We start from the raw sequence: 19,581 nt of genomic DNA on the forward strand, positions 1-19,581 counted from the left end.
TTTTTCTTTTTAATATATTTATTTTCTTCCAGCTAAAAAGCTGATTTCTATAACTGATTTTTTTCGATGATCGTGATTAATTCATTTTCCGTTGTTGCTAATAAAAGCTCTGATAAAACGGCTTCATTTTGTAAGAGTCCCATCAAAGATTGCAGCATCTCCAGTTGCGCATGGGGTTGGTTTAGTCCTAAGACAAAGACAATCTGTGCTTTGACTTGTTGATTATTATCTTCCATGCTGTAAAAACTCACTGGATCTTGCAAGGTAATCACTGCTACGAATTCTTCTAAGATGCACTCAGCATCTGTATGGGGAATCGCCGCCCCAAAATTTACTAATTGAATTCCGGTTGGAAAAGTCTCTTCTCGTTTTTTAATTCGTTCTAAAAAGTCTTCCCTCACCCAACCAAGATCGGAAGCTTTGGCAGCAATCTGCTCAAATAGCTCGTCTCGGGAAGAAAAATTTTCTTGTGTGAAAACCAACGGCGCCTTTACATACGAACTTAGTGTCGCTTCTCCCATCATTTTGCCCTCCAATAGTCATCGTTGAATATTTCCAACGCTTTACGAATATCTTCTTTTGTTTTTGCTTCTTCCATAGCTACCAACTGGTCTTCCCCTGCCAGGCTCATCATTTCAAAAATCAAATCTAAATGTTCCTCTTTATCATTCGAACCTAGCAAGATGACCGTATGAATTTTTCCACCATCTTCAGTTGGTATACCTTTTTTTACAATGCCTAAACTGATTCCGACACCGATTGCTCCCGCTTCTGATACCGTATGAGGCAAGGCAATTTTATTTCTTAAAACCGTATATGGCGGCAATGTCGGCATTTCTTTTTTCAGTGCTTGGATATAATCCTCTGTAATGATTTGCTGGCGTTCCAATGGTTTAGCCAACGCATCTAAGACGTCGCTCCAGCTGATGGCCTCTTCAAAAATTTGAATTGTTTCTCCTTTTAACAGGTCAATCAAATGCGGCCGTTTCTTTTCTAAAATTTTCGACTCTTTCGGTGCGAATAAATTCAATAGTTCTTCGTAAAAACTTGCTTCATCAATAATCTCAGCATGCTTCTTTACCACCGCTAAAATCTTTTCTGGCGTCACAATCTCGGATTGGACAATTGCGGTAGAACGCAGGACCCGCTCTCTTAATTGGCGCTTTTCTTGCTCAGATAAGAAGTTATTAACGACAAAGACTTTTTTCTCTGTCTTTAGTGGTACTGCCGAAAAAATAAATTCCGTTTCATGCTCTGTACGATAAAATTCCCGCGCTGACATGGTTGCGACAAAATCAATTTCCGGCAATAGATTTTTCAACGTATTCTCCAGCAAGACCGCAATTGAGATACCATTCGGACACACGATAATTGCCCGTTTACGATTTTCCGGATGAATAATCTCACTGCTTTCTACGATATGACTACCAATAAACAAAGAAATGAAAAACAATTCGGTATCCGGAATCGGTTGCTCAAAAAATCGTTCCAATGGACCACTAGCTTCTTTCACTAGATAAAAGAGTGAAAAAAGATTGGCATCTTTGTTCTCCTGATAAAACTTCGTTTGTAGATTCAAATGATACTTGATCCGATAGTAGGCCGGCCGCATATGAACCAGCAGACGATCTAACAGTTTTTCTTTGTCTTCCAAACTTACACCGGCGATTTTTTCAAAATTAGCAATGACGTCTTCCAGTGCTTCCTTCATTTTATTGATTTCTTTAACGGAAAGGATATCGCCTCGCGACAAGTTCGTTGTCAGCAACAGCATTGTTAAGTAGACTCGCTCATTTTCACTTAAGCCATCGACATCCCAAATCACGCGATCCGCTGCCAAATATTCCTTCGTGTCGGTTAGTTCGCGATAATTGATCTTAAAGCTGTAAGAAATCAACTTTCCTCGCTGTGCCCGTCGAATCATTAGAATAATCAACAAGGGCAGTGTCCTTAAGCGTTCATCTGTAAACTGAACCTCCAGTTCTTCCTCAACCAGTTCTACCCGTTTGTTAAAACTCTGAATCTGCTGGACGTCTATGTTGGCAAACTGAATAATCATCTGAATTCCATTATAGGTCGTCGCTAAGTTGTTCAATAAATCCGACAGTAGATTGCGTTTATTCCACTCATCTCCACGAATGAAATACCCCTTCTGACGGGTGTACTTTAAATCCAGCTCATAGGATTGAAGTGTTTGCGTTACTTCTTTTAAATCTCGCAAGACCGTGTTGCGACTAACTTTCAATTTATCAATAAAATGATTCAACGATAGATAATCTTCTTTACTCAGTAACATTAGTTGAATCAAAGCCACGCGTTCTTTACTTGAAAAGACATAATCCTCGGTCGTCTCTCCTAGCGCTTCATCACCACCCTTATAAATCGAAAGAATGTCACTCGTAATGACAAAATGACCATTTTTCGTTCGTTTAATCTCACTCAGCTTCTCATCCAACAATGAATCATTGATTTTCTTCAAGGCGTAATTTAATTGGCCTCGTGTTAAATCAAATTTCTTACATAACAGCTTACTAGTAATCTGGGGGTTGTTGATTAGCTCAACAAAAATTTGATTGGTTCGTTCTTCTAAATTCATTGTCATCCCTCTTTACATCCTTAATTTAAATGAAAAACGCTTACATTGATAGTCTCTTTGTTCCCAAATAATTCAGTGTTTTTTATGCAACTTGGGACTTACAAATACTCTTTTTAGTAAAAAATAATAAAAAGAATCATAAATCAACTATATATCAACCACAAACCGACTTTATGTTCTGATTTTTCACTACTTATTATGCAACTTGGGACTTTAATTTTCTATCCTTTTTAACAAGAGTCTCATTATTTGTCTGTTCTTTATGTAAGCAAGACTTTACCCGTTTTTTAGCAATCGTGGCTATTACATAAGAAAGTCTTTCGCGAACTCGCTCAACTTTTGAGCAATAGAACCACGCTAGTTCGTGAAGTCGACATGGATATGCCTGCTGTAAAGCAATTTATTCATGTGAAAATTTTATACTTTCTTTCAAGGTAAAAAAAAGCACGAAAGAACACATAGCTCGTTCTTTCGTCCCCTTCGTTTTTACACTCTTTAAAATGGATACTGGCCTTTTCCTGATTTCGTCGTCACCCATTGCACTCGAGTAAATTCTTCTAAGACCCACTTTCCATTGAAGCGTCCGATCCCAGAATTTTTTTCTCCACCAAAAGGTGCGTTGGGTTGATCATCCACGGTCAAGCCGTTGATATGACACATCCCCGCCTCGATCCGATTAGCCACTGTTCTTCCTTTGTCCAAATCCTTCGTGAACAATGTACTAGATAAGCCGTATTCTGAAACTTGCTAGCCACGCGACAATCACTCGGAGAACACCATTTAAGAACCGTGAATACAAGACAGACGGAACGCCAACCTCTTTTTTTTACCTCCGTAAAAAAAATACACTAATTTACAAGTTCAAAAAAAATACCCCAAAGCAATGAATGCCTCAGGGTAGTCTGATAAGCTATTTTTTAATCCAATCTTTTAACCGGCCGCAGCTCCATTCGATATGGCGGATTGACCGTTGCATCCTCTAGCTGAAGACCCTCAGCCAATCGTTTGACTGTGAGTGTATAATCATTAACCACATTTGCTCTAAAATTCCCACTGATGTGGTATTTGACTGTCGTGTCATCAATGACTTGATAGTCCGCAAAGTTTTCTGTATCCCAGCGCTGCTCTTTTGAGCCACGAAACATAGTGGTTCTAATTTTTGAACCTGGTTTAAAGGTAAAAATATAAGAATCATCATTCCAAGAATAACTCAGCAATAACGTGGTTAAATCCTGCTGAGGGTCAAACTTGACTTGATTTTCTTCTGCATAGGTCCGATTTGAGTAGTTATCTTTCGCTGATTCTGTCTGATCCTCTGCAATGATTTTGCGAACCTCCACCGGATCATTGGAAGTCACGGTGATTGCGTCTGGCTCTTTTACAGCGGAACAGCCTGTCAAAAAAACCATTCCCAATCCGATCAATAGTCTTCGTTTCATTGTTTCTCCTCATTCGTTTATTCCTTCATCATAACAAGGAATTGACTCCTCAAAATGAACATAAAATAAAAAAATCCTAAATTTTCTAGGATTTACTCTGCCGCTAATTTTATTTCATAAGGTTCTGTTTTAAAAAGCTGAACTAAAATCTGATTGACTTGATCAAACAATTCTTCGTCAGCTTCAAATCTTTGCTTTGTTTGAATTCGCTCAGTCCCTGCTTGATAAATAATTTGATCACCTAAATAGTGCGGCTTAACCACAGCCGTTCCCTTTTGCAAAACAAGCTCTTCTTCCCCGATTCCAACTGGAATTGCCGTCTCTCGCCAACCATTTTTCTGAGCCAATACTTGAACAAGCGAGGGAACATCAACATGATCTAACAACGCAGACCGATGATCTTCGAAATGAATAGTCAAAGTCTCCATATTTTGCAAGCCACAAGCATTACAGCCACCTTCAATTAAAAATGCTTTACTCGTAATCACTGCTTTAAGCATCTATTTCACGCACCTTTTGATAAATCTCGTTTAATTTTAGCTGATCCAAATCAACAAATGACGTTACAACAACATCCGCAAAAGCTAAGTCTTGTTTAGGAAACGCTGGATTGGCGAAACCCATACAGACCATCCCCGCATTGCGTACCGCGCCGGTACCGTTTTTTGTATCCTCGATCCCCAGACAGTTGTTAGGATCAACCCCAATTCGCTCTGCCGCTGCTAAATAAACATCCGGAGCTGGTTTTGAGTGTTTGACCTCCTCGGTACTGACCACTTCTGAAAAATAATCCGCTAAACCAATTTCTCGCAAATTTTCTTTAATCTCCGCTAATGAAGACGAAGAAGCTACTGCTAGCTTTAAGCCAGACGCATGCAGTCTTTTGACAAAACTTTGAACATGAGGAATCACCCTGACTCCATCACGCTCAATCATTGCCCTACGCCGAGCGGTCATTTCAGCCACATATTCTGGTACCGATAACGGCAAATCGAAGTCCTGCTTCATTTGTGCCCACATATAGTCACTCGTGGTACCCATAAATTGAAAATGGTAGCTCTCCTCAACTGGATGCCCCGCTTCCGCTAAAATCGCTGATTTACTTTGAAAATAGGTGTATTCTGAATCAACTAACACGCCATCCATATCAAAAATAATTGCTTCTAACATAAATACCCTCCATCAAAACCTTTGCTTAAACTCTATCACACAATTAAACGCCAATGTAGCCTTTTTTAGTGGTCGGCCTAAAAGAAAACTCCTTTCCACTGAAAAATGTAAAGGAGACTGATTCAATTCAAGGAGTCAATTTTTTCAAAACAATAAAATGATTCTATTCTCATTTCGCATACGATTTTTCTAACGTAAAAATTCAAAAGTATCTCGTACGCCTCCCATTCTACTAATCTCCTAAAGCAGAACTGAAAAAAAAGTCTGCAACGTGTGCAGACTAAAGGCTTTTTTCGATAGCTTTTTCTGGGATGAACCACATTAATAGGATCAGTACATTCACAACCAAGACCATGATCGGTGCGATCAATTTTCCTAAAAGTAACGCTAAGAGCGCTAATCCAATTGATAAATACGATTTGGGATAATGTTTGAACAACTGGCCGATCTTTGAATCTTCACCATTCGCTCGTACCAGCGCCCGCACTAATAAATAATAGGCGACATCCGTTCCCAAGGTGACTATTCCATACAACGCTTGAGGCGCCCACTCGAATGGATAATCCCCGACCCAAGCGGTCACAAAAGGAAACATCGTCATCATTAAAATCAAAAGGTTATTCGACCACAGCACCCAACCATCAACCTTTCGTACCAACTGAAAAAGATGGTGATGATTGTTCCAGTAAATCGCTAGACTAACAAAACTAATCAAATAGACGATAAATTTATGGTGCATATCCAAGAAAGCAGACCAATTAGGTGAATTCGGTTCATGTAATTCTAACACTAGCAGTGTCATAATAATTGCAATGACTGCATCGGTAAAAGCTTCAATTCGTGACTTTGGCATTTTTTCTGACCCCTAACTCGCTGCATTTATTACTAATAAAAAATAAGTTTTCCGTTATCTTTTCTATTAAACAAAAAAAAGACCAAAATATCAAGAATAACGCCACCATATTCAGTTAGCTCTCATTAATCCTAAAATAAACCAAGTAAAAGTTTAGCCACAAATACGTCTTAAGTTGGACGAAAGTCAAATTTTTTTTTGCTACACTAAGTTTATGATAAAACAGTAGAAAGAAGGAATTAAAAATGATGAAAGAATATCCTATGGTTGTGCGTATTTTAGCTGTTATCGGCTTTTTCCTAGTTGCTAGTTTGATTTTGAGTATTGTTGTTCCAGTTATTTCCAGCTTGATCGGTTTATTCTTTAAAATCGCGATTCCATTGGCGATCGCATATGTTCTAGTCAACTGGTTGACCAAACGTCGGGATCGCAGAACCTACTAATTAAAAGTTGATACAAAAAGGAGGTCCTTTCTAGCAACGAAAGGGCCTCTTTTTTTGCTACCCTAGGGCAACGTCTAAAATCATCATAATAATAAAACCCAACATCGCGCCAAAAACGCCAAAATGATGCTTGCTGTCTGTTGTCGCCTGAGCCTCTGGAATTAATTCTTCGACAACGACATAGATCATCGCTCCTGCAGCAAATGACAGTGCGTAAGGCAAGATCGGCTGAACACTAGTAACTAACAAGGCCCCAATAACGGCCGCAATAGGCTCAACGATTCCCGATGCTTGACCATACACAAACGATTTTGTCCGACTCAATCCTTCTTGTCTTAAGGGGATCGAAACGGCCGCACCTTCCGGAAAATTTTGGATACCGATTCCCAGAGAGACCGAGATTGCCGCTAATACCGCAACAGCAGGATTGGCGGCTTCACTAGCGGCACCGAAGGCTACCCCTACCGCTAACCCTTCCGGTATATTATGCAAGGTGATGGAAAAGACTAACAAAATTGTCCGTTTTAAATGGCTAGGCAAGCCTTCCCGTTCCTTATTTGGGCCAAAGTGCATGTGGGGAATCAGCTTGTCGGCGATATACAGAAACAAACCACCTGAACCAAAACCGATACTAACCACTAACCACGGAATCGAACCATTTTCCTCCGCCGCAACGATCGCTGGATCTAATAAGGACCAAAAGCTTGCAGCGATCATAACCCCCGAAGCGAAGCCCAGCATGAGATTCAATACATTGCGGTTGATATTTTTGAAGAAGAAAACCATTGCCGCACCTAAGGCGGTCATCCCCCAAGTAAATAGTGTTCCAACTAAAGCTTGCTGCCAGGCAGCGAGGCTTATTAGCCAATCCGTCATAGAAACCTCCGATAAATTTTTATTTATGTAACAGACTTCGTAAAAGTAACGTCTAGCCAAAGAATTGTCTCAGTAGTTATCGCTAATTTTTAATGTTTGTCATAATAATATCATGTCTTAGGCATGCCCGTATACTTTCAAAAGACACTTTCTTTGCCGGTTTTTTTTAGACGCGGTATACTTTCAGGGTAAGAAGCTTACAAAAAGAAAGTGAGTGAAGAAGATGTCAAAAATTAATGCAGGCGTTGCAATGGTCAATGTTTTTGAAGCTTGGGGAATCGATCATATCTATGGAATTCCCGGTGGCTCATTCAATTCAACAATGGATGCGCTATATCATGAACGCGAATCTGTAAAATATATTCAAGTACGCCACGAAGAAGCCGGCGCTTTAGCTGCAGCAGCAGATGCAAAACTAACTGGTAAAGTCGGTGCCGTCTTCGGTTCTGCTGGTCCTGGTGCCAGCCACTTAATCAATGGTCTTTATGACGCACAAATGGACAATGTTCCTGTTTTGGCGTTATTAGGTCAAGTTGCTACAACTGCTATGAACTACAACTCTTTCCAAGAATTAAACGAAAATCCGATGTTTGCAGATGTCAGTGTCTACAATCGGACCGTTATGACTCCCGAAAGTCTGCCTCACGTCATTGATGAAGCCATCAAAGCGGCTTATCAACAAAAGGGTGTCGCAGTCGTAACGATTCCCGTTGACCTTGGTTTTGAAGAGATCGAAGAAGTGGAAATCGCAACCGCGAAAAATCATAAAACCGGCGTCATCCTACCTGACGAAGAAGATCTTAAAGCCGCACTTCCTTTAATTGCAGCAGCAAAAAAACCCGTTCTTTACGTTGGTCAAGGTGTCCGTGGCGGTTTTGATGCGGTGAAAGCTTTCGCAGAGCATTTCTCAATGCCTGTTGCAGCAGCCGTACTTGCCAAAGGGATCATTCCTGATCTCTATGAAAATTTCTTAGGTTTTGCTGCCCGTGTCGCAACCAAACCAGCCAATGAAGCGTTAGCTGACGCAGACTTGATTGTCTTTGTCGGTAGTGACTTCCCATTTGGTCGTTACTTCTTTAATCCGGAAGCAAAATTCATTCAAGTTGATATCGATGCGACAAAATTTGGTCGTCGCCACAATGTTGACCAATCCGTTTTAGGTGACGGAGCGACTGCATTACGTCGGTGGGTAGAACTTGGTGAAGCACGTCCAGCAGATGCGTGGTTGAAAGCCAACCAAGAAAATATCCGCAACTGGCACGCTTGGCGTAAGAGCTTCTATAACGATGACTCTACGCCATTAAGAGCGGAACCGATCTTTAAAGAAATCAATCGCATCGCTGAAAAAGATGCTGTCTATGTTAGTGATGTCGGTAATGTAACAGTGAATTCGATCCGTCATTTAGAAATGAACGGCGAACAACAATTTACCACTTCAGGTTGGTTTGCAACAATGGGGAATGGTGTACCAGGCGGAATCGCTGCACAATTGACTTATCCAGACAAACAAGTCTTTACCTTCAGTGGTGACGGTGGCTTTGCTATGCAAATGCAAGATATCATCACCCAAGTAAAATACAATTTACCAATCATCAACGTAGTCTTTTCTAACAACGCTTTTGGTTTCATCGAAGCGGAACAAGAAGATACCGAACAACAAAAATTCGGTGTTTTCCTAGAAGGCGCGGACTTTGGTAAAGTTGGTGAAGCTTTGGGCGCTGATGGGTTTACCATCACTGAATACAGTCAGCTTGAACCTGCATTTACTGCGGCAAAAGAAAGCAAACGTCCGGTCGTAATCGATATTAAGATCAAAGACGAACGTCCTTTACCAGTCGAAGCGCTAGAATTGGAACCTGAAAAATTCTCAGCTGAACAAATCCAGGCCTTCAAAGAAAAATATAAAGTCCATGACATGCCAACCTTGCGTGAACTATTAAAATAATTACGAGCTTCATCAAATAAAAAAAGTTGTGCCAGTGGCACAACTTTTTTTTACATTCTTCTGATGGTCAATTTGGTTTCTTTTTCCAATTGTTCTGTCAGCTCGTCAGCTGCTAACTCACGATTTACCAATGCTTGCAGCACCATTGGCAAATTCACTCCTGTGACTAACGCTTGCCGAGCATCATTCATGACACAATAACTGGCATAGCGAAAAGGTGTCCCACCAAAAATGTCCACGAGCCAAACAAGTTCGTCCGTCTTCGTTAATACTTCATTGGCTAAATCCGTTATTTTTTCTTGAAGTCCGGTAGCTCCCGGCTCGATATTTATTGTTTCGACACAGCTTTGCTCACCCAAAATGGCTTCCGCCGTCTTTAACAGACTATCCGCTAAATGGTCGTGAGTCGCGATAATGAGCCCGATCATACTGACACATCCCTTCGAGACTTAAGTTTAGCGTATTTTAAATCGCAAGTAAATTCTTAACCGTTGACTTGAAACTTCAGATGTTCCCCGATATAATGCAAAGAGGCCTTGGGCCAATACTGATAAAGCGAGGAAATTCATTGATTACAGTAAGTGACGTTAGTTTACAATTCCCTGATCGTAAATTATTTGATGACGTAAATATTAAATTCACTCCCGGCAATTGTTACGGGTTGATCGGTGCTAACGGCGCCGGTAAATCGACCTTCCTTAAAATTTTAGCAGGTGATATCCAACCTTCTACCGGTTCCATTACCTTAGGACCTAATGAACGGATGGCTGTTTTAAAACAAAATCATTTTGACTTTGAAGAATACACCGTACTTGAAACGGTTATTATGGGACACGAGCGCTTGTACCAAGTGATGCAGGAAAAAGACGCTGTCTATATGAAGGAAGATTTTTCTGATGAAGACGGGATTCGCGCAGCCGAATTAGAAGGCGAATTTGCCGAACTAGATGGCTGGGAAGCGGAACCGGAAGCCGCCGTTTTACTGCAAGGATTAAACATCCCTGAAGATCTACATCAGCAAAAAATGAGTGAATTGACGGCAGGACAAAAAATCAAAGTGCTTTTAGCGCAATCACTTTTCGGCAAACCCGATGTCCTATTACTAGACGAACCAACCAATGGATTAGATATCCAATCTATCAACTGGTTAGAAGAATTCTTAATCAATTTTGACAATACCGTTATCGTTGTCTCCCATGACCGCCACTTCTTAAACAAAGTGTGTACCCACATGGCGGATTTAGACTTCGGTAAAATCAAATTGTACGTTGGTAACTATGACTTTTGGTTAGAATCAAGCCAGTTAGCAACCAAATTGCAGTCACAACAAAACGCGAAAAAAGAAGAACAGATCAAAGAACTGCAAGACTTTATCGCACGTTTCAGTGCCAACGCGTCTAAATCAAAACAAGCAACTTCAAGAAAGAAAATGTTGGACAAGATCACACTTGATGACATCCAGCCTTCTTCTCGCCGTTATCCTTTCGTTCAATTTAAACCAGAACGAGAAATCGGCAATGATTTACTACAAGTGGATAATGTCAGCGTAACAATCGATGGTAAAAAAATCTTAGACAATATCTCCTTCACCTTGAACCGTGACGATAAAGTCGCTTTCGTTGCTGAAAATGACTTGATTACGACGACCTTGTTCAAAGTGATTATGGGCGATTTACAGCCTGACAGCGGTAGTATTCGTTGGGGCGTCACCACCACTCAAGCTTACTTGCCAAAAGACACGACGAAAGAATTTGACAGCTCTATGCCGATCCTTGATTGGCTACGCCAATATGCTAGCAAGGAAGAAGATGACAACACCTTCTTACGTAGCTTCTTAGGACGGATGCTATTCTCAGGTGATGAAGTGATGAAGCCCGTCAATGTCTTATCCGGTGGCGAAAAAGTTCGTTGTATGCTATCGAAATTAATGCTGTCTAAATCAAACGTCTTAGTGCTAGATGATCCAACCAATCACTTAGACCTAGAATCGATTTCAGCATTAAACGATGGCTTGATCGCTTATAAAGGTTCGCTTTTATTCGCCTCACATGACCATCAGTTCATTCAAACTATCGCCAACCGCATCATCGCCGTTTCAGAACATGGCGTGGTGGATCGTGCAGAAACCACTTATGATGAATTTTTGGAGAATCCAGAAGTTCAAAAGCAACTGAAACAATTAGTTTAAAACACAAAGAGGCCCTGACAGAAGCTACTACTGGAACGCCTTATTCGTAAAAAGCCCAGGCGAAAATTTTCGCCTGGGCTTTTTACCTGTTATCACTCACTAAAGAGTTGAGAAGCTATTACGTACACTACAAGCTGCCAATCGTGATCAAGGCCATCCATTCAGACGAATCAACCTAATAAAGCAATGACCGTATCTCAGTCAAAACGAGCGCTCTTCCTCCTGGCATCATGTAAGACGAGCCCATGTCACGCTACGATGGCGGCGTACCAATACGACCAACATAGGCGACTATTGCCAAAACAAAGAGTTGTCATAAATTTTATTTATATGATAATCTAATTTCACAAAAGGAGATTATTATGAACTTTAAAGACTTAGAATACTTCCAACGCTTAGTTCGCGAGAAAAATTTTACGAAAGTTGCGAAAGCCTTTCAAGTCAGTCAGCCAACGATTACCTACGCCGTAAAACGGCTAGAAGACGAGCTGGGAACTGAACTCGTTTACCGTGACCAATCTCATAAACAATTGATGATTACTCAATCTGGTTTGGTCCTTTCTCGCCATATTTCGAATATCTTGAAAGAATTAACCATCGCTGTTACTGAAATCGATCGCTTGAAGGAAGAAACCTTGGATTTTGGTCTGCCACCGATCATAGGTAATTTCTATTTTCCAAAGTTATCCTCCTACCTTTTTAAAAATAATTTGATGAGCCACATCCATTTAGTCGATGGCGGTTCACGAGACCTCTACGATCTTTTACGCCGCGGTAAGATTGATTTGGCCCTTTTAGGCACTACTCAACCAATTCGTGACGGTGAATTAACCAGTGAACTACTCGTCGAAAAAAAATTTATGATCGTAGTTAGCCCGCAGCACCCATTGGCAACCCGCAAAGAAATCTCTTTTGCTGAACTCAAAGATGAGCCCTTTGTTTTACTGAATGAGCATTACGTCCATCCCACCGCCTTCAAAAAAATGGCCCAGCAGGCACATTTTGAACCGCAAATTATTTATCAAAATAGCAATTTGAATATTTTAAAAGGCATGATCAGAGAACAGATTGGAATTGGCTTTTTAGCAGAGCTGGCAGTCTCGCCTGAAGATAAGCTAGTGACAATCCCTATCACCGATAGCCCACAGCCTACCTTTATGATCTCATTGGTTCAACGAGAGCAAATATTAGATTCCACTATTCGCGCACAATTAATTGAATTGATCCGTGAATTCAGTACAAACGACATCAATAAAAAAAACGAAGAAATCCATTAACTAGGATTTCTTCGTTTTTTTTATTATTAGTTGCGTTTTTCACCACGAGTAAAGACTGCGATACAGCCAAGTCCGGTGTGACTAGAAATCGTTGTCCCCAACGGAAAGATCCGAACCTCTTTTGGTTGGATATTCTCTTCTAAGTGACGCTTAACCTCTTCTGCCCCTACTTGATCGGCGCTAGTCGTAATAAAAATCGTTTGGTTCGCTGGATCCGTCGTTGCCTCGCTGATTTTATCAGCAACTAATTGCAACGCCTTTTTGCGGCCTCTGATTTTTTCGACATTTTGCAGCTTGCCCGCTACATCAACGGTGATGATCGGCTTAATATTCATTAAGCCACCAATCGCAGCGCTGGTTTTAGAAATACGGCCGCCTCGTTGTAAATGATGCAAATCATCCACAGTCACCCAATGATGATACGTCAATTTATTCTCTTCCAGCCATTCATACAACTCTTGCAGCGACATGCCTGCTTGTTGTTTTTGAGCCGCTTCATAGACCATGAGTCCTTCGCCGCCGCTGGCTGCCAAAGAATCCACTACCAAGACTTCCGCCTCAGGTAAATCCTCTTTCAATATTTCGACTGCCTGCATCGCACTGTGGTAAGAGCCACTTAACCCAGAGGAAAAACAAATGTATAAAACAGGAATCTTTTTCTCTGCATAGCTGCGGAAAAATTCAACATAACGCCCTACGTTGACTTGTGACGTCGTTGGCATCGCACCATCTTTGATCTTTTGATAGAACTCGTCAATCTTAAAATTACGACCTAAATCATCGGCCATCTCTGTCCCATTAACTTCCACATACATCGAAATAAAATCAACCTTGATTTCATCTAATAATGTATATGGCAGGTCACAACATGAATCCGTTAGAATCTGATACATTTTTAAAGTCCTCCAAATACCCGCTTATAATAGTAATTCTATTTTACTAGATATTCGGTTGCTTGTCTCACAATATGTTAGATTTGTGCCCAGACACTCTCAAGAATATTCGTTTGTGTCCGATCTGGCCCAACTGAGAAAGTTGAGATACGAACACCAACCAGTTCAGAAACCCGACGCACATAGTTCCGAGCATTTTCCGGCAAGTCCGCTAACGTACGACAACCGGTAATATCTTCACTCCAGCCAGGCAATTCTTCATAAACCGGTTTGCAGCGATTCAATTCCTTCAAGCTTGCTGGGTAATGATAAATCAATTCACCGTCTAATTCATAAGCAGTACAGATTTTAACGGTTTCCAGTCCACTTAAAACATCAATCGAATTCAACGATAGATTCGTAATCCCTGAAACGCGTTTAGAATGACGCATAACTACAGAATCAAACCAACCAACCCGACGTGGACGTCCAGTCGTTGTGCCATATTCACGACCAACTTCACGAATTTGATTTCCAACTTCATCGTTTAATTCTGTTGGGAACGGTCCATCACCGACCCGCGAGGTATAAGCTTTACATACGCCTACCACTTTATCAATCTTCGCTGGTCCAACCCCACTACCAATCGTTACACCACCGGCTACTGGGTTAGATGAGGTCACGAAAGGATACGTTCCCTGATCGATATCCAGCATAACCCCTTGTGCTCCTTCAAATAAGACACGTTTACCTTGGTCCAGTGCATCATTCAAAATGACAGAAGTATCCGTCACATATTGCTTGATCTGTTGACCGTATTCATAATATTCTTCAAAAATATCGTCGAAGTTCATCGCTTCATCATCAAACATCTTGACGAATTGACGATTTTTTTCTTCTAAGTTAATCTTCAACCGCTCTTCAAAAATTTCTTTATCTAGCAAGTCCGCGATGCGAATGCCCACACGCGCTGCTTTATCCATATAAGCTGGTCCGATCCCTTTGATCGTTGTACCGATCTTATTTTCACCTTTGGCATCTTCTTGTAATTGATCCAATTTAATATGATATGGCAAAATAACATGGGCACGGTCAGAAATACGTAAATTATCTGTTTTGATCCCGCGTTCATGTAAATAAGCTAATTCTGTCACTAATGATTTCGGATTGACGACTACACCGTTTCCAATGACACTGGTTTTATCCGCATAGAAAATCCCAGACGGAATCAAGTGTAATTTATATGTTTCATTGTCAAATTTGATTGTATGACCTGCATTGTCTCCACCTTGGTAACGAGCAATGACTTCCGCATTCTCACTTAAAAAGTCTGTGATCTTTCCTTTTCCTTCATCGCCCCACTGCGTCCCTACAACTACTACAGATGACATCTGAACACCTCATTTTATTTTATTTAATCCTGAACCATTGTAACAAGAATACCGCAATCTTTCAATGAAAATTCGAATATTAGAATTGAATGATTCTAAAAAATGAGTAAATCACGAACATTATTTTTAAAACCTAGAAAAACTCTGGTGAACTCAATATATAAGAGAGACTGCGCGAGCTTTCTCAGCTTTTGAGCACTAAAATGACCCTTTTATACTCCTGTAAAGATAAAAAAATCTCCGCCAGTTTTTACTGGCGGAGATTTTCATTTAAAATTCTGCTCTTGGTGACAGTGACGAGAATTTATTGTATTCCTTAATAAAGAGTAATTCTACCGTTCCTCGTGCACCGCTCCGGTTTTTCTCAATGATCACTTCGATGACATTTCGATTAGCAACTGAATCTTCCTCTTCTTCACCTTCACGCTCGTAATAATCCTCACGATACAAAAAGGCTACGATGTCAGCATCTTGCTCAATGGACCCTGATTCCCGGATGTCACTTAGGACCGGACGTTTGTCCTGACGTTGCTCTACACCACGAGAAAGCTGTGACAACGCAATGATCGGTACTTTTAGTTCTTTTGCTAATTTCTTCAACTGACGTGAAATCTCCGAGACCTCTTGTTGTCGATTCTCGCGACCAGTTCCTTCAATTAGTTGTAGATAATCGATCAGGATCAATCCTAAATTGCCCTTCTCTTTCGCTAATTTATGACATTTTGCCCGAATCTCAGAAATCTTGATCCCCGGTGTGTCATCAATAAAAATATTAGCTCGTGACAAGCTGCCCATCGCAACGATCAAGTTTTGCCATTCTTCTTCTGAAAGTTGGCCGGTTCGCAAATGACTCGCCTCGATCGATCCTTCCGCACAAAGCATCCGGTTAACAAGGGATTCCGCCCCCATTTCCAAACTGAAGATTGCCACAGATTTATCTGTTTTAGTCCCCACATTTTGCGCAATATTTAACGCAAACGCCGTCTTACCTACGGCTGGACGAGCTGCTAGGATGATCAATTCTTCCGATTGCAGCCCTGCGGTCATTTTATCAAGTGCCGCATAACCGGTCGGCAACCCAGTGATTTCCTCATCGTTGCGGGCTAATTGATCGATATTTTCAATCGCAGTATTCAAGACCTCACTGATGGTCAAAAAACCGCTCTTATTGCGTCTTTCGGAGACTTCCATAATATTACGCTCGGCAGTATCTAAAATCGTCTGAACGTCGTCTCCTTGCTCGAAACCTTCTGTTACGATGTTCGTAGCTGTTTGAATCAGATTTCGTAACAGTGACTTCTCTTCCACGATCTTCGCGTAATAACCGATATTAGCCGCGGTAGGAACACTTAAAGCCAATTCGGATAGATAACTTAATCCGCCGGCATCTTCTAATTGATTCTGTTGTTCCAATAATTCTTTGACCGTGATCACATCAATGGCTTCATTGCGGTCATTTAACTGAATCATCCCACGAAAAATCAGCTGATGGCCCCGACGGTAAAAATCTTCTGGAACTATGTACTCCATGGCCGTAATCAAAGCATCAGTCTCCAAAAAAATAGAGCCTAAAGTCGCTTGTTCGGCTTCAATGCTTTGGGGTGGCACACGATCTTGTAACATTTCGCTCATGTTTGTTTACGCTCCTCTACGTCCATCTATTTTACAGAATCTAACGCCTAAATACAACAAAGAGTATGAGGGATTCTCTGAAATTCAGGAATACTCATACTCTTTGGTATTTACTCGATTAATGAATTATTCTTCCACCACGTGAACCTTAATAATCCCTTCAACTTCTGGATGAAGTTTAACGGGGACTTTCGTATAACCTAACGTGCGGATAGGATTTTCCAATTCGATTTTGCGTTTATCTAGCTTCAAATCAAATTGCTTCTTCAAGCCTTCAGCAATTTGTTTTGACGGGATCGAACCGAATAATCGGCCATCCTCGCCACCTTTAGCTTTAATTTCAACGACGGTTGTTTCTTTTGCTAAAAAGTCAGCCAACTCATTGGCTTCGGTTAACACTTCAGCCGCTTTTTTATCTTGCGCTTTTTTCTGTCCACTTAACTCAGAAATACTGCTTTTATTTGCTTCCTTCGCTAAGTTATTTTTCAACAAATAATTTTGTGCATAACCTGTTGGGACTTCTTTAATATCGCCCTTTTTCCCTTTACCTTTAACGTCTTGCAAAAAAATTACTTTCATTCTTCTGTCCCCTCCGTTAATTGCTTATTAATAGCTTCTAGCAGTTGTTCTTTTGCTTGAGCGATCGTACTGTCAGATAACTGTGTCGCTGCATTGGTAAAATGACCACCGCCGCCTAACATTTCCATTACCACTTGGACATTAATCGTCCCAGAACTACGTGCGCTGATAGCTATGACGCCATCCGTCCGCTTAATGATAACGAATGCCGCGTTGATATCCGCCATCGACAAAAGTGTATCCGCCGTTTTTGCTGCAGTGACACTATCAAATTCTTGATTATCTGTACCTGTAGCGACAACGATATCATCTCTAATATATTCACTTTCACCCACTAGCTTACTAATCTCTAAATAGGATTGAATATCGGTACTCAATAAATATTGTACTAAAGAAGCATCCGCTCCACAAGTCTTTAAATAACTAGCGACATCAAATGTTCGAGCAGTCGTTCGGACGGCAAAATTTTTCGTATCGACAGTAATCCCAGCAAGTAGCAAAGTAGCTTCCATCTTACTCATCCGCTGTCCTTCATTGCTTTCAAACTGAATCAGTTCCGTCACTAGTTCAGATGCTGAAGAGGCCGATGATTCAATATAGGTCAGTAAAGAATTCTCAGGAAACTCCTCTCCTCTACGATGATGATCAATAATGACAATATTCTCAAACTGTTCATACAACTCTTGGTCAATTGATAAAGACGGTCGATGATAGTCCACCATTACTAACAAATCACCTGGTTTTCGCGATTTTTTAGCAGCATCAGGAGAGATCAACAGTTCTTCCAACTCACCATTTCCATGAATCTCTTCTAAGCAACGTTCCACATCCGGGATGGTTTCTTCTTCGTTAATCACGATACGTACTTTTTTATCATGGTAACGCGCGAGACAAGCCACGCCAAATGCCGAACCAATCGCATCCATATCAGGAAAACGGTGTCCCATCACAAAAACATTACCCGTTTGGTTAAATACATTTTTTAAAGCCGTTGACATCGCCCTTGAGCGTACCCGTGTCCGTTTTGCGGCACTGGCTGAGTTTCCGCCATAGAAGACCGGCTTTTGGTCTTCCGCAGCATTTTTCACCACCACTTGATCGCCCCCACGAACCAAAGCGATATCCAAATTACTCTGAGCCTCATCACCGATTACTTCCAATGACTCTGCTCCATAACTAATTCCCATACTGACAGTAATCAACATGTCTTGTTTCTCAGCAGACACTCGAATATGTTCCAATAAATCAAAATTATTTTCGATCATTTTTTCTAAATCATCATACCGTGCAAAAATGAAAAAACGCTCGGCATTTACACGTTTGTAGAAAATCCGATAGGAATCCATCCAATCAGAAATAATCGTTGTAATAAATGAATTCAGATTTGAAACTTCTTTATCATCTCTACGATCAATCACATCATCATAATTGTCAACCGACAAGATTCCAACAACCGCTTGTTGCTGTTTCTCTTTGTTTTCTAGTACATATTCCTTCGTAATATCAATTAAATAAACGACTCGTTTTTCTTTATCTAATTCAAAATGATAGAGAATATCATTTATTTTATAAATACTTTTGCCTTTTTCCGCTCGTTGCAATAATTCATTTACCATATCTTGCTGATCTGCTTGTGACAAATGCTGCACTTTTTCAGTGATCGCAGGATTCATCCAAGTAAAGTTTTGCGACTCATCCCAAGCAATAATTCCTACGGGCATATCAACAGACACATAGTCCATTGCTTCTTGTGCTTTGCTTGAAGCGTACTGGATCTTTTGTTGATTAGTTAACTCGATCCGATTACGTAAAGCAATGGTATAAACCCATAGTAAAAGATCGATTATTATAACAATTGCCGCTGTCCACACAGTGAAGGGTAGCAAAAAAACGGCCGTTAATTGAATTAACAGTAAACAGAATAATAAAAAGGACCACTTTAAACGAGGATTCTTTTTCATCGTCGGCCTCCTAACAGTGTAATTTTATCACAAACTCTTTTATCAGGCGACTTTATTGAATGTTTCACGTGAAACAAAAAAGAGACCTCAAAAATTTGAAGTCTCTTGTGATAATTTGATTATGCTTCTTCTGATACGAAGGCTAATAACCCCATGATACGAGCGCGTTTAATAGCAATCGTTAATTTACGTTGGTTTTTAGCACTTGTTCCAGTTACACGACGAGGTAAAATTTTACCACGTTCGCTAATGAAACGTTTTAATAATTCGATGTTTTTGTAATCGATGTATTCGATATGATTAGCAGCAATATAGTCTACTTTACGACGTTTGCGACCTCTTCTTTGTTGTGCCATTCC

19 protein-coding genes and 1 pseudogene are annotated in these 19,581 nt (G+C 40.6%); 4 read left to right on the forward strand and 16 right to left on the reverse strand.

Annotation, left to right across the window (positions count from 1 at the left end; genetic code table 11):
• Positions 1 to 47: 47 nt before the first annotated feature.
• The 8 genes and pseudogenes from FFM67_RS03200 to FFM67_RS03235 all read right to left on the reverse strand — a co-directional run bounded on the left by FFM67_RS03200 (position 48) and on the right by FFM67_RS03235 (position 6,058).
• Entirely contained in the window at positions 48 to 521 is a 474-nt protein-coding gene (locus FFM67_RS03200; RefSeq protein WP_137613190.1) for a PTS sugar transporter subunit IIA, read from the reverse strand.
• The gene (locus FFM67_RS03205; RefSeq protein WP_137613191.1) at positions 521 to 2,596 is read right to left on the reverse strand and encodes a BglG family transcription antiterminator; all 2,076 of its coding nucleotides are present in this window, start codon (positions 2,594 to 2,596) and stop codon (positions 521 to 523) included. The genes FFM67_RS03200 and FFM67_RS03205 overlap by 1 nt, the downstream gene beginning before the upstream one ends.
• A gap of 495 nt (positions 2,597 to 3,091) precedes the next feature.
• Positions 3,092 to 3,280: an aldehyde dehydrogenase family protein gene (locus tag FFM67_RS03210; RefSeq protein ID WP_246042900.1), complete on the reverse strand. Its 189-nt coding sequence runs from the start codon at positions 3,278 to 3,280 to the stop codon at positions 3,092 to 3,094.
• A gap of 37 nt (positions 3,281 to 3,317) precedes the next feature.
• Positions 3,318 to 3,416: pseudogene (locus FFM67_RS03215) on the reverse strand (hypothetical protein); the annotation flags it as partial.
• A 97-nt stretch (positions 3,417 to 3,513) separates the two neighbouring features.
• Positions 3,514 to 4,035, reverse strand: a complete 522-nt coding sequence (locus FFM67_RS03220) for a putative periplasmic lipoprotein (RefSeq protein WP_137613192.1) — start codon at positions 4,033 to 4,035, stop codon at positions 3,514 to 3,516.
• Between the two features lie 92 nt (positions 4,036 to 4,127).
• A complete protein-coding gene (locus tag FFM67_RS03225) occupies positions 4,128 to 4,535 on the reverse strand; it encodes a DUF4809 family protein (protein WP_137613193.1) in 408 nt (135 codons plus the stop codon).
• The gene (locus FFM67_RS03230) at positions 4,528 to 5,205 is read right to left on the reverse strand and encodes an HAD family hydrolase (protein ID WP_137613194.1); all 678 of its coding nucleotides are present in this window, start codon (positions 5,203 to 5,205) and stop codon (positions 4,528 to 4,530) included. Before FFM67_RS03230 ends, FFM67_RS03225 begins: the two co-directional genes overlap by 8 nt.
• Before the next feature lie 280 nt (positions 5,206 to 5,485).
• Positions 5,486 to 6,058, reverse strand: a complete 573-nt coding sequence (locus FFM67_RS03235) for a TMEM175 family protein (protein ID WP_137613195.1) — start codon at positions 6,056 to 6,058, stop codon at positions 5,486 to 5,488.
• Positions 6,059 to 6,303: 245 nt separating this feature from the next.
• On the opposite strand from FFM67_RS03235, the gene FFM67_RS03240 reads away from it, so the two are divergent.
• Positions 6,304 to 6,501, forward strand: a complete 198-nt coding sequence (locus FFM67_RS03240; protein ID WP_137613196.1) for a hypothetical protein — start codon at positions 6,304 to 6,306, stop codon at positions 6,499 to 6,501.
• A 57-nt stretch (positions 6,502 to 6,558) separates the two neighbouring features.
• Here FFM67_RS03240 and FFM67_RS03245 read toward each other — a convergent pair whose 3' ends face one another.
• The gene (locus FFM67_RS03245; RefSeq protein ID WP_137613197.1) at positions 6,559 to 7,377 is read right to left on the reverse strand and encodes a ZIP family metal transporter; all 819 of its coding nucleotides are present in this window, start codon (positions 7,375 to 7,377) and stop codon (positions 6,559 to 6,561) included.
• A 223-nt stretch (positions 7,378 to 7,600) separates the two neighbouring features.
• Here FFM67_RS03245 and spxB point away from each other — a divergent pair, with 223 nt between their 5' ends.
• On the forward strand, positions 7,601 to 9,322 hold the full coding sequence (gene spxB / locus FFM67_RS03250) for a pyruvate oxidase (protein ID WP_137613198.1): 1,722 nt from the start codon (positions 7,601 to 7,603) through the stop codon (positions 9,320 to 9,322).
• Positions 9,323 to 9,372: 50 nt separating this feature from the next.
• On the opposite strand, the gene FFM67_RS03255 is transcribed toward spxB, so the two are convergent.
• Positions 9,373 to 9,750 (reverse strand): PTS sugar transporter subunit IIA, encoded by a 378-nt coding sequence (locus tag FFM67_RS03255; RefSeq protein ID WP_137613199.1) that lies wholly within the window; start codon positions 9,748 to 9,750, stop codon positions 9,373 to 9,375.
• Positions 9,751 to 9,890: 140 nt separating this feature from the next.
• Between FFM67_RS03255 and FFM67_RS03260 the strand changes: the two genes are divergently transcribed.
• Both FFM67_RS03260 and FFM67_RS03265 read left to right on the forward strand, forming a co-directional pair.
• Positions 9,891 to 11,510, forward strand: a complete 1,620-nt coding sequence (locus tag FFM67_RS03260; protein ID WP_137613200.1) for an ABC-F family ATP-binding cassette domain-containing protein — start codon at positions 9,891 to 9,893, stop codon at positions 11,508 to 11,510.
• 362 nt (positions 11,511 to 11,872) lie between these two features.
• Positions 11,873 to 12,787, forward strand: coding sequence for a LysR family transcriptional regulator (locus FFM67_RS03265; RefSeq protein ID WP_137613201.1), 915 nt, complete (start codon positions 11,873 to 11,875; stop codon positions 12,785 to 12,787).
• Positions 12,788 to 12,813: 26 nt separating this feature from the next.
• On the opposite strand, the gene FFM67_RS03270 is transcribed toward FFM67_RS03265, so the two are convergent.
• The 6 genes from FFM67_RS03270 to rpsR all read right to left on the reverse strand — a co-directional run bounded on the left by FFM67_RS03270 (position 12,814) and on the right by rpsR (position 19,578).
• Entirely contained in the window at positions 12,814 to 13,680 is an 867-nt protein-coding gene (locus FFM67_RS03270; RefSeq protein ID WP_137613202.1) for a DegV family protein, read from the reverse strand.
• 77 nt (positions 13,681 to 13,757) lie between these two features.
• On the reverse strand, positions 13,758 to 15,050 hold the full coding sequence (locus FFM67_RS03275) for an adenylosuccinate synthase (protein WP_137613203.1): 1,293 nt from the start codon (positions 15,048 to 15,050) through the stop codon (positions 13,758 to 13,760).
• Between the two features lie 270 nt (positions 15,051 to 15,320).
• On the reverse strand, positions 15,321 to 16,682 hold the full coding sequence (dnaB, locus tag FFM67_RS03280) for a replicative DNA helicase (protein ID WP_137613204.1): 1,362 nt from the start codon (positions 16,680 to 16,682) through the stop codon (positions 15,321 to 15,323).
• Between the two features lie 126 nt (positions 16,683 to 16,808).
• Positions 16,809 to 17,261: a 50S ribosomal protein L9 gene (rplI, locus tag FFM67_RS03285; RefSeq protein WP_137613205.1), complete on the reverse strand. Its 453-nt coding sequence runs from the start codon at positions 17,259 to 17,261 to the stop codon at positions 16,809 to 16,811.
• Positions 17,258 to 19,222: a DHH family phosphoesterase gene (locus tag FFM67_RS03290; RefSeq protein WP_137613206.1), complete on the reverse strand. Its 1,965-nt coding sequence runs from the start codon at positions 19,220 to 19,222 to the stop codon at positions 17,258 to 17,260. Before FFM67_RS03290 ends, rplI begins: the two co-directional genes overlap by 4 nt.
• Before the next feature lie 119 nt (positions 19,223 to 19,341).
• Entirely contained in the window at positions 19,342 to 19,578 is a 237-nt protein-coding gene (gene rpsR, locus FFM67_RS03295) for a 30S ribosomal protein S18 (protein ID WP_071863071.1), read from the reverse strand.
• Between the last annotated feature and the right edge of the window lie 3 nt (positions 19,579 to 19,581).

Source organism: Enterococcus viikkiensis, assembly GCF_005405345.1.
Taxonomy (GTDB): Bacteria; Bacillota; Bacilli; order Lactobacillales; family Enterococcaceae; genus Enterococcus_A; species Enterococcus_A viikkiensis.

Excerpts from the sequence above, each read along its gene's own strand:
- dnaB (WP_137613204.1), bottom strand. The coding sequence starts at position 16,682 with ATGAGCGAAATGTTACAAGATCGTGTGCCACCCCAAAGCATTGAAGCC.
- FFM67_RS03245 (WP_137613197.1), bottom strand. The coding sequence starts at position 7,377 with ATGACGGATTGGCTAATAAGCCTCGCTGCCTGGCAGCAAGCTTTAGTT.
- FFM67_RS03225 (WP_137613193.1), bottom strand. The coding sequence starts at position 4,535 with ATGCTTAAAGCAGTGATTACGAGTAAAGCATTTTTAATTGAAGGTGGC.
- rplI (WP_137613205.1), bottom strand. The coding sequence starts at position 17,261 with ATGAAAGTAATTTTTTTGCAAGACGTTAAAGGTAAAGGGAAAAAGGGC.
- spxB (WP_137613198.1), top strand. The coding sequence starts at position 7,601 with ATGTCAAAAATTAATGCAGGCGTTGCAATGGTCAATGTTTTTGAAGCT.
- FFM67_RS03205 (WP_137613191.1), bottom strand. The coding sequence starts at position 2,596 with ATGAATTTAGAAGAACGAACCAATCAAATTTTTGTTGAGCTAATCAAC.
- FFM67_RS03265 (WP_137613201.1), top strand. The coding sequence starts at position 11,873 with ATGAACTTTAAAGACTTAGAATACTTCCAACGCTTAGTTCGCGAGAAA.
- FFM67_RS03200 (WP_137613190.1), bottom strand. The coding sequence starts at position 521 with ATGGGAGAAGCGACACTAAGTTCGTATGTAAAGGCGCCGTTGGTTTTC.
- rpsR (WP_071863071.1), bottom strand. The coding sequence starts at position 19,578 with ATGGCACAACAAAGAAGAGGTCGCAAACGTCGTAAAGTAGACTATATT.
- FFM67_RS03275 (WP_137613203.1), bottom strand. The coding sequence starts at position 15,050 with ATGTCATCTGTAGTAGTTGTAGGGACGCAGTGGGGCGATGAAGGAAAA.
- FFM67_RS03235 (WP_137613195.1), bottom strand. The coding sequence starts at position 6,058 with ATGCCAAAGTCACGAATTGAAGCTTTTACCGATGCAGTCATTGCAATT.
- FFM67_RS03270 (WP_137613202.1), bottom strand. The coding sequence starts at position 13,680 with ATGTATCAGATTCTAACGGATTCATGTTGTGACCTGCCATATACATTA.
- FFM67_RS03240 (WP_137613196.1), top strand. The coding sequence starts at position 6,304 with ATGATGAAAGAATATCCTATGGTTGTGCGTATTTTAGCTGTTATCGGC.
- FFM67_RS03255 (WP_137613199.1), bottom strand. The coding sequence starts at position 9,750 with ATGATCGGGCTCATTATCGCGACTCACGACCATTTAGCGGATAGTCTG.
- FFM67_RS03220 (WP_137613192.1), bottom strand. The coding sequence starts at position 4,035 with ATGAAACGAAGACTATTGATCGGATTGGGAATGGTTTTTTTGACAGGC.
- FFM67_RS03230 (WP_137613194.1), bottom strand. The coding sequence starts at position 5,205 with ATGTTAGAAGCAATTATTTTTGATATGGATGGCGTGTTAGTTGATTCA.
- FFM67_RS03290 (WP_137613206.1), bottom strand. The coding sequence starts at position 19,222 with ATGAAAAAGAATCCTCGTTTAAAGTGGTCCTTTTTATTATTCTGTTTA.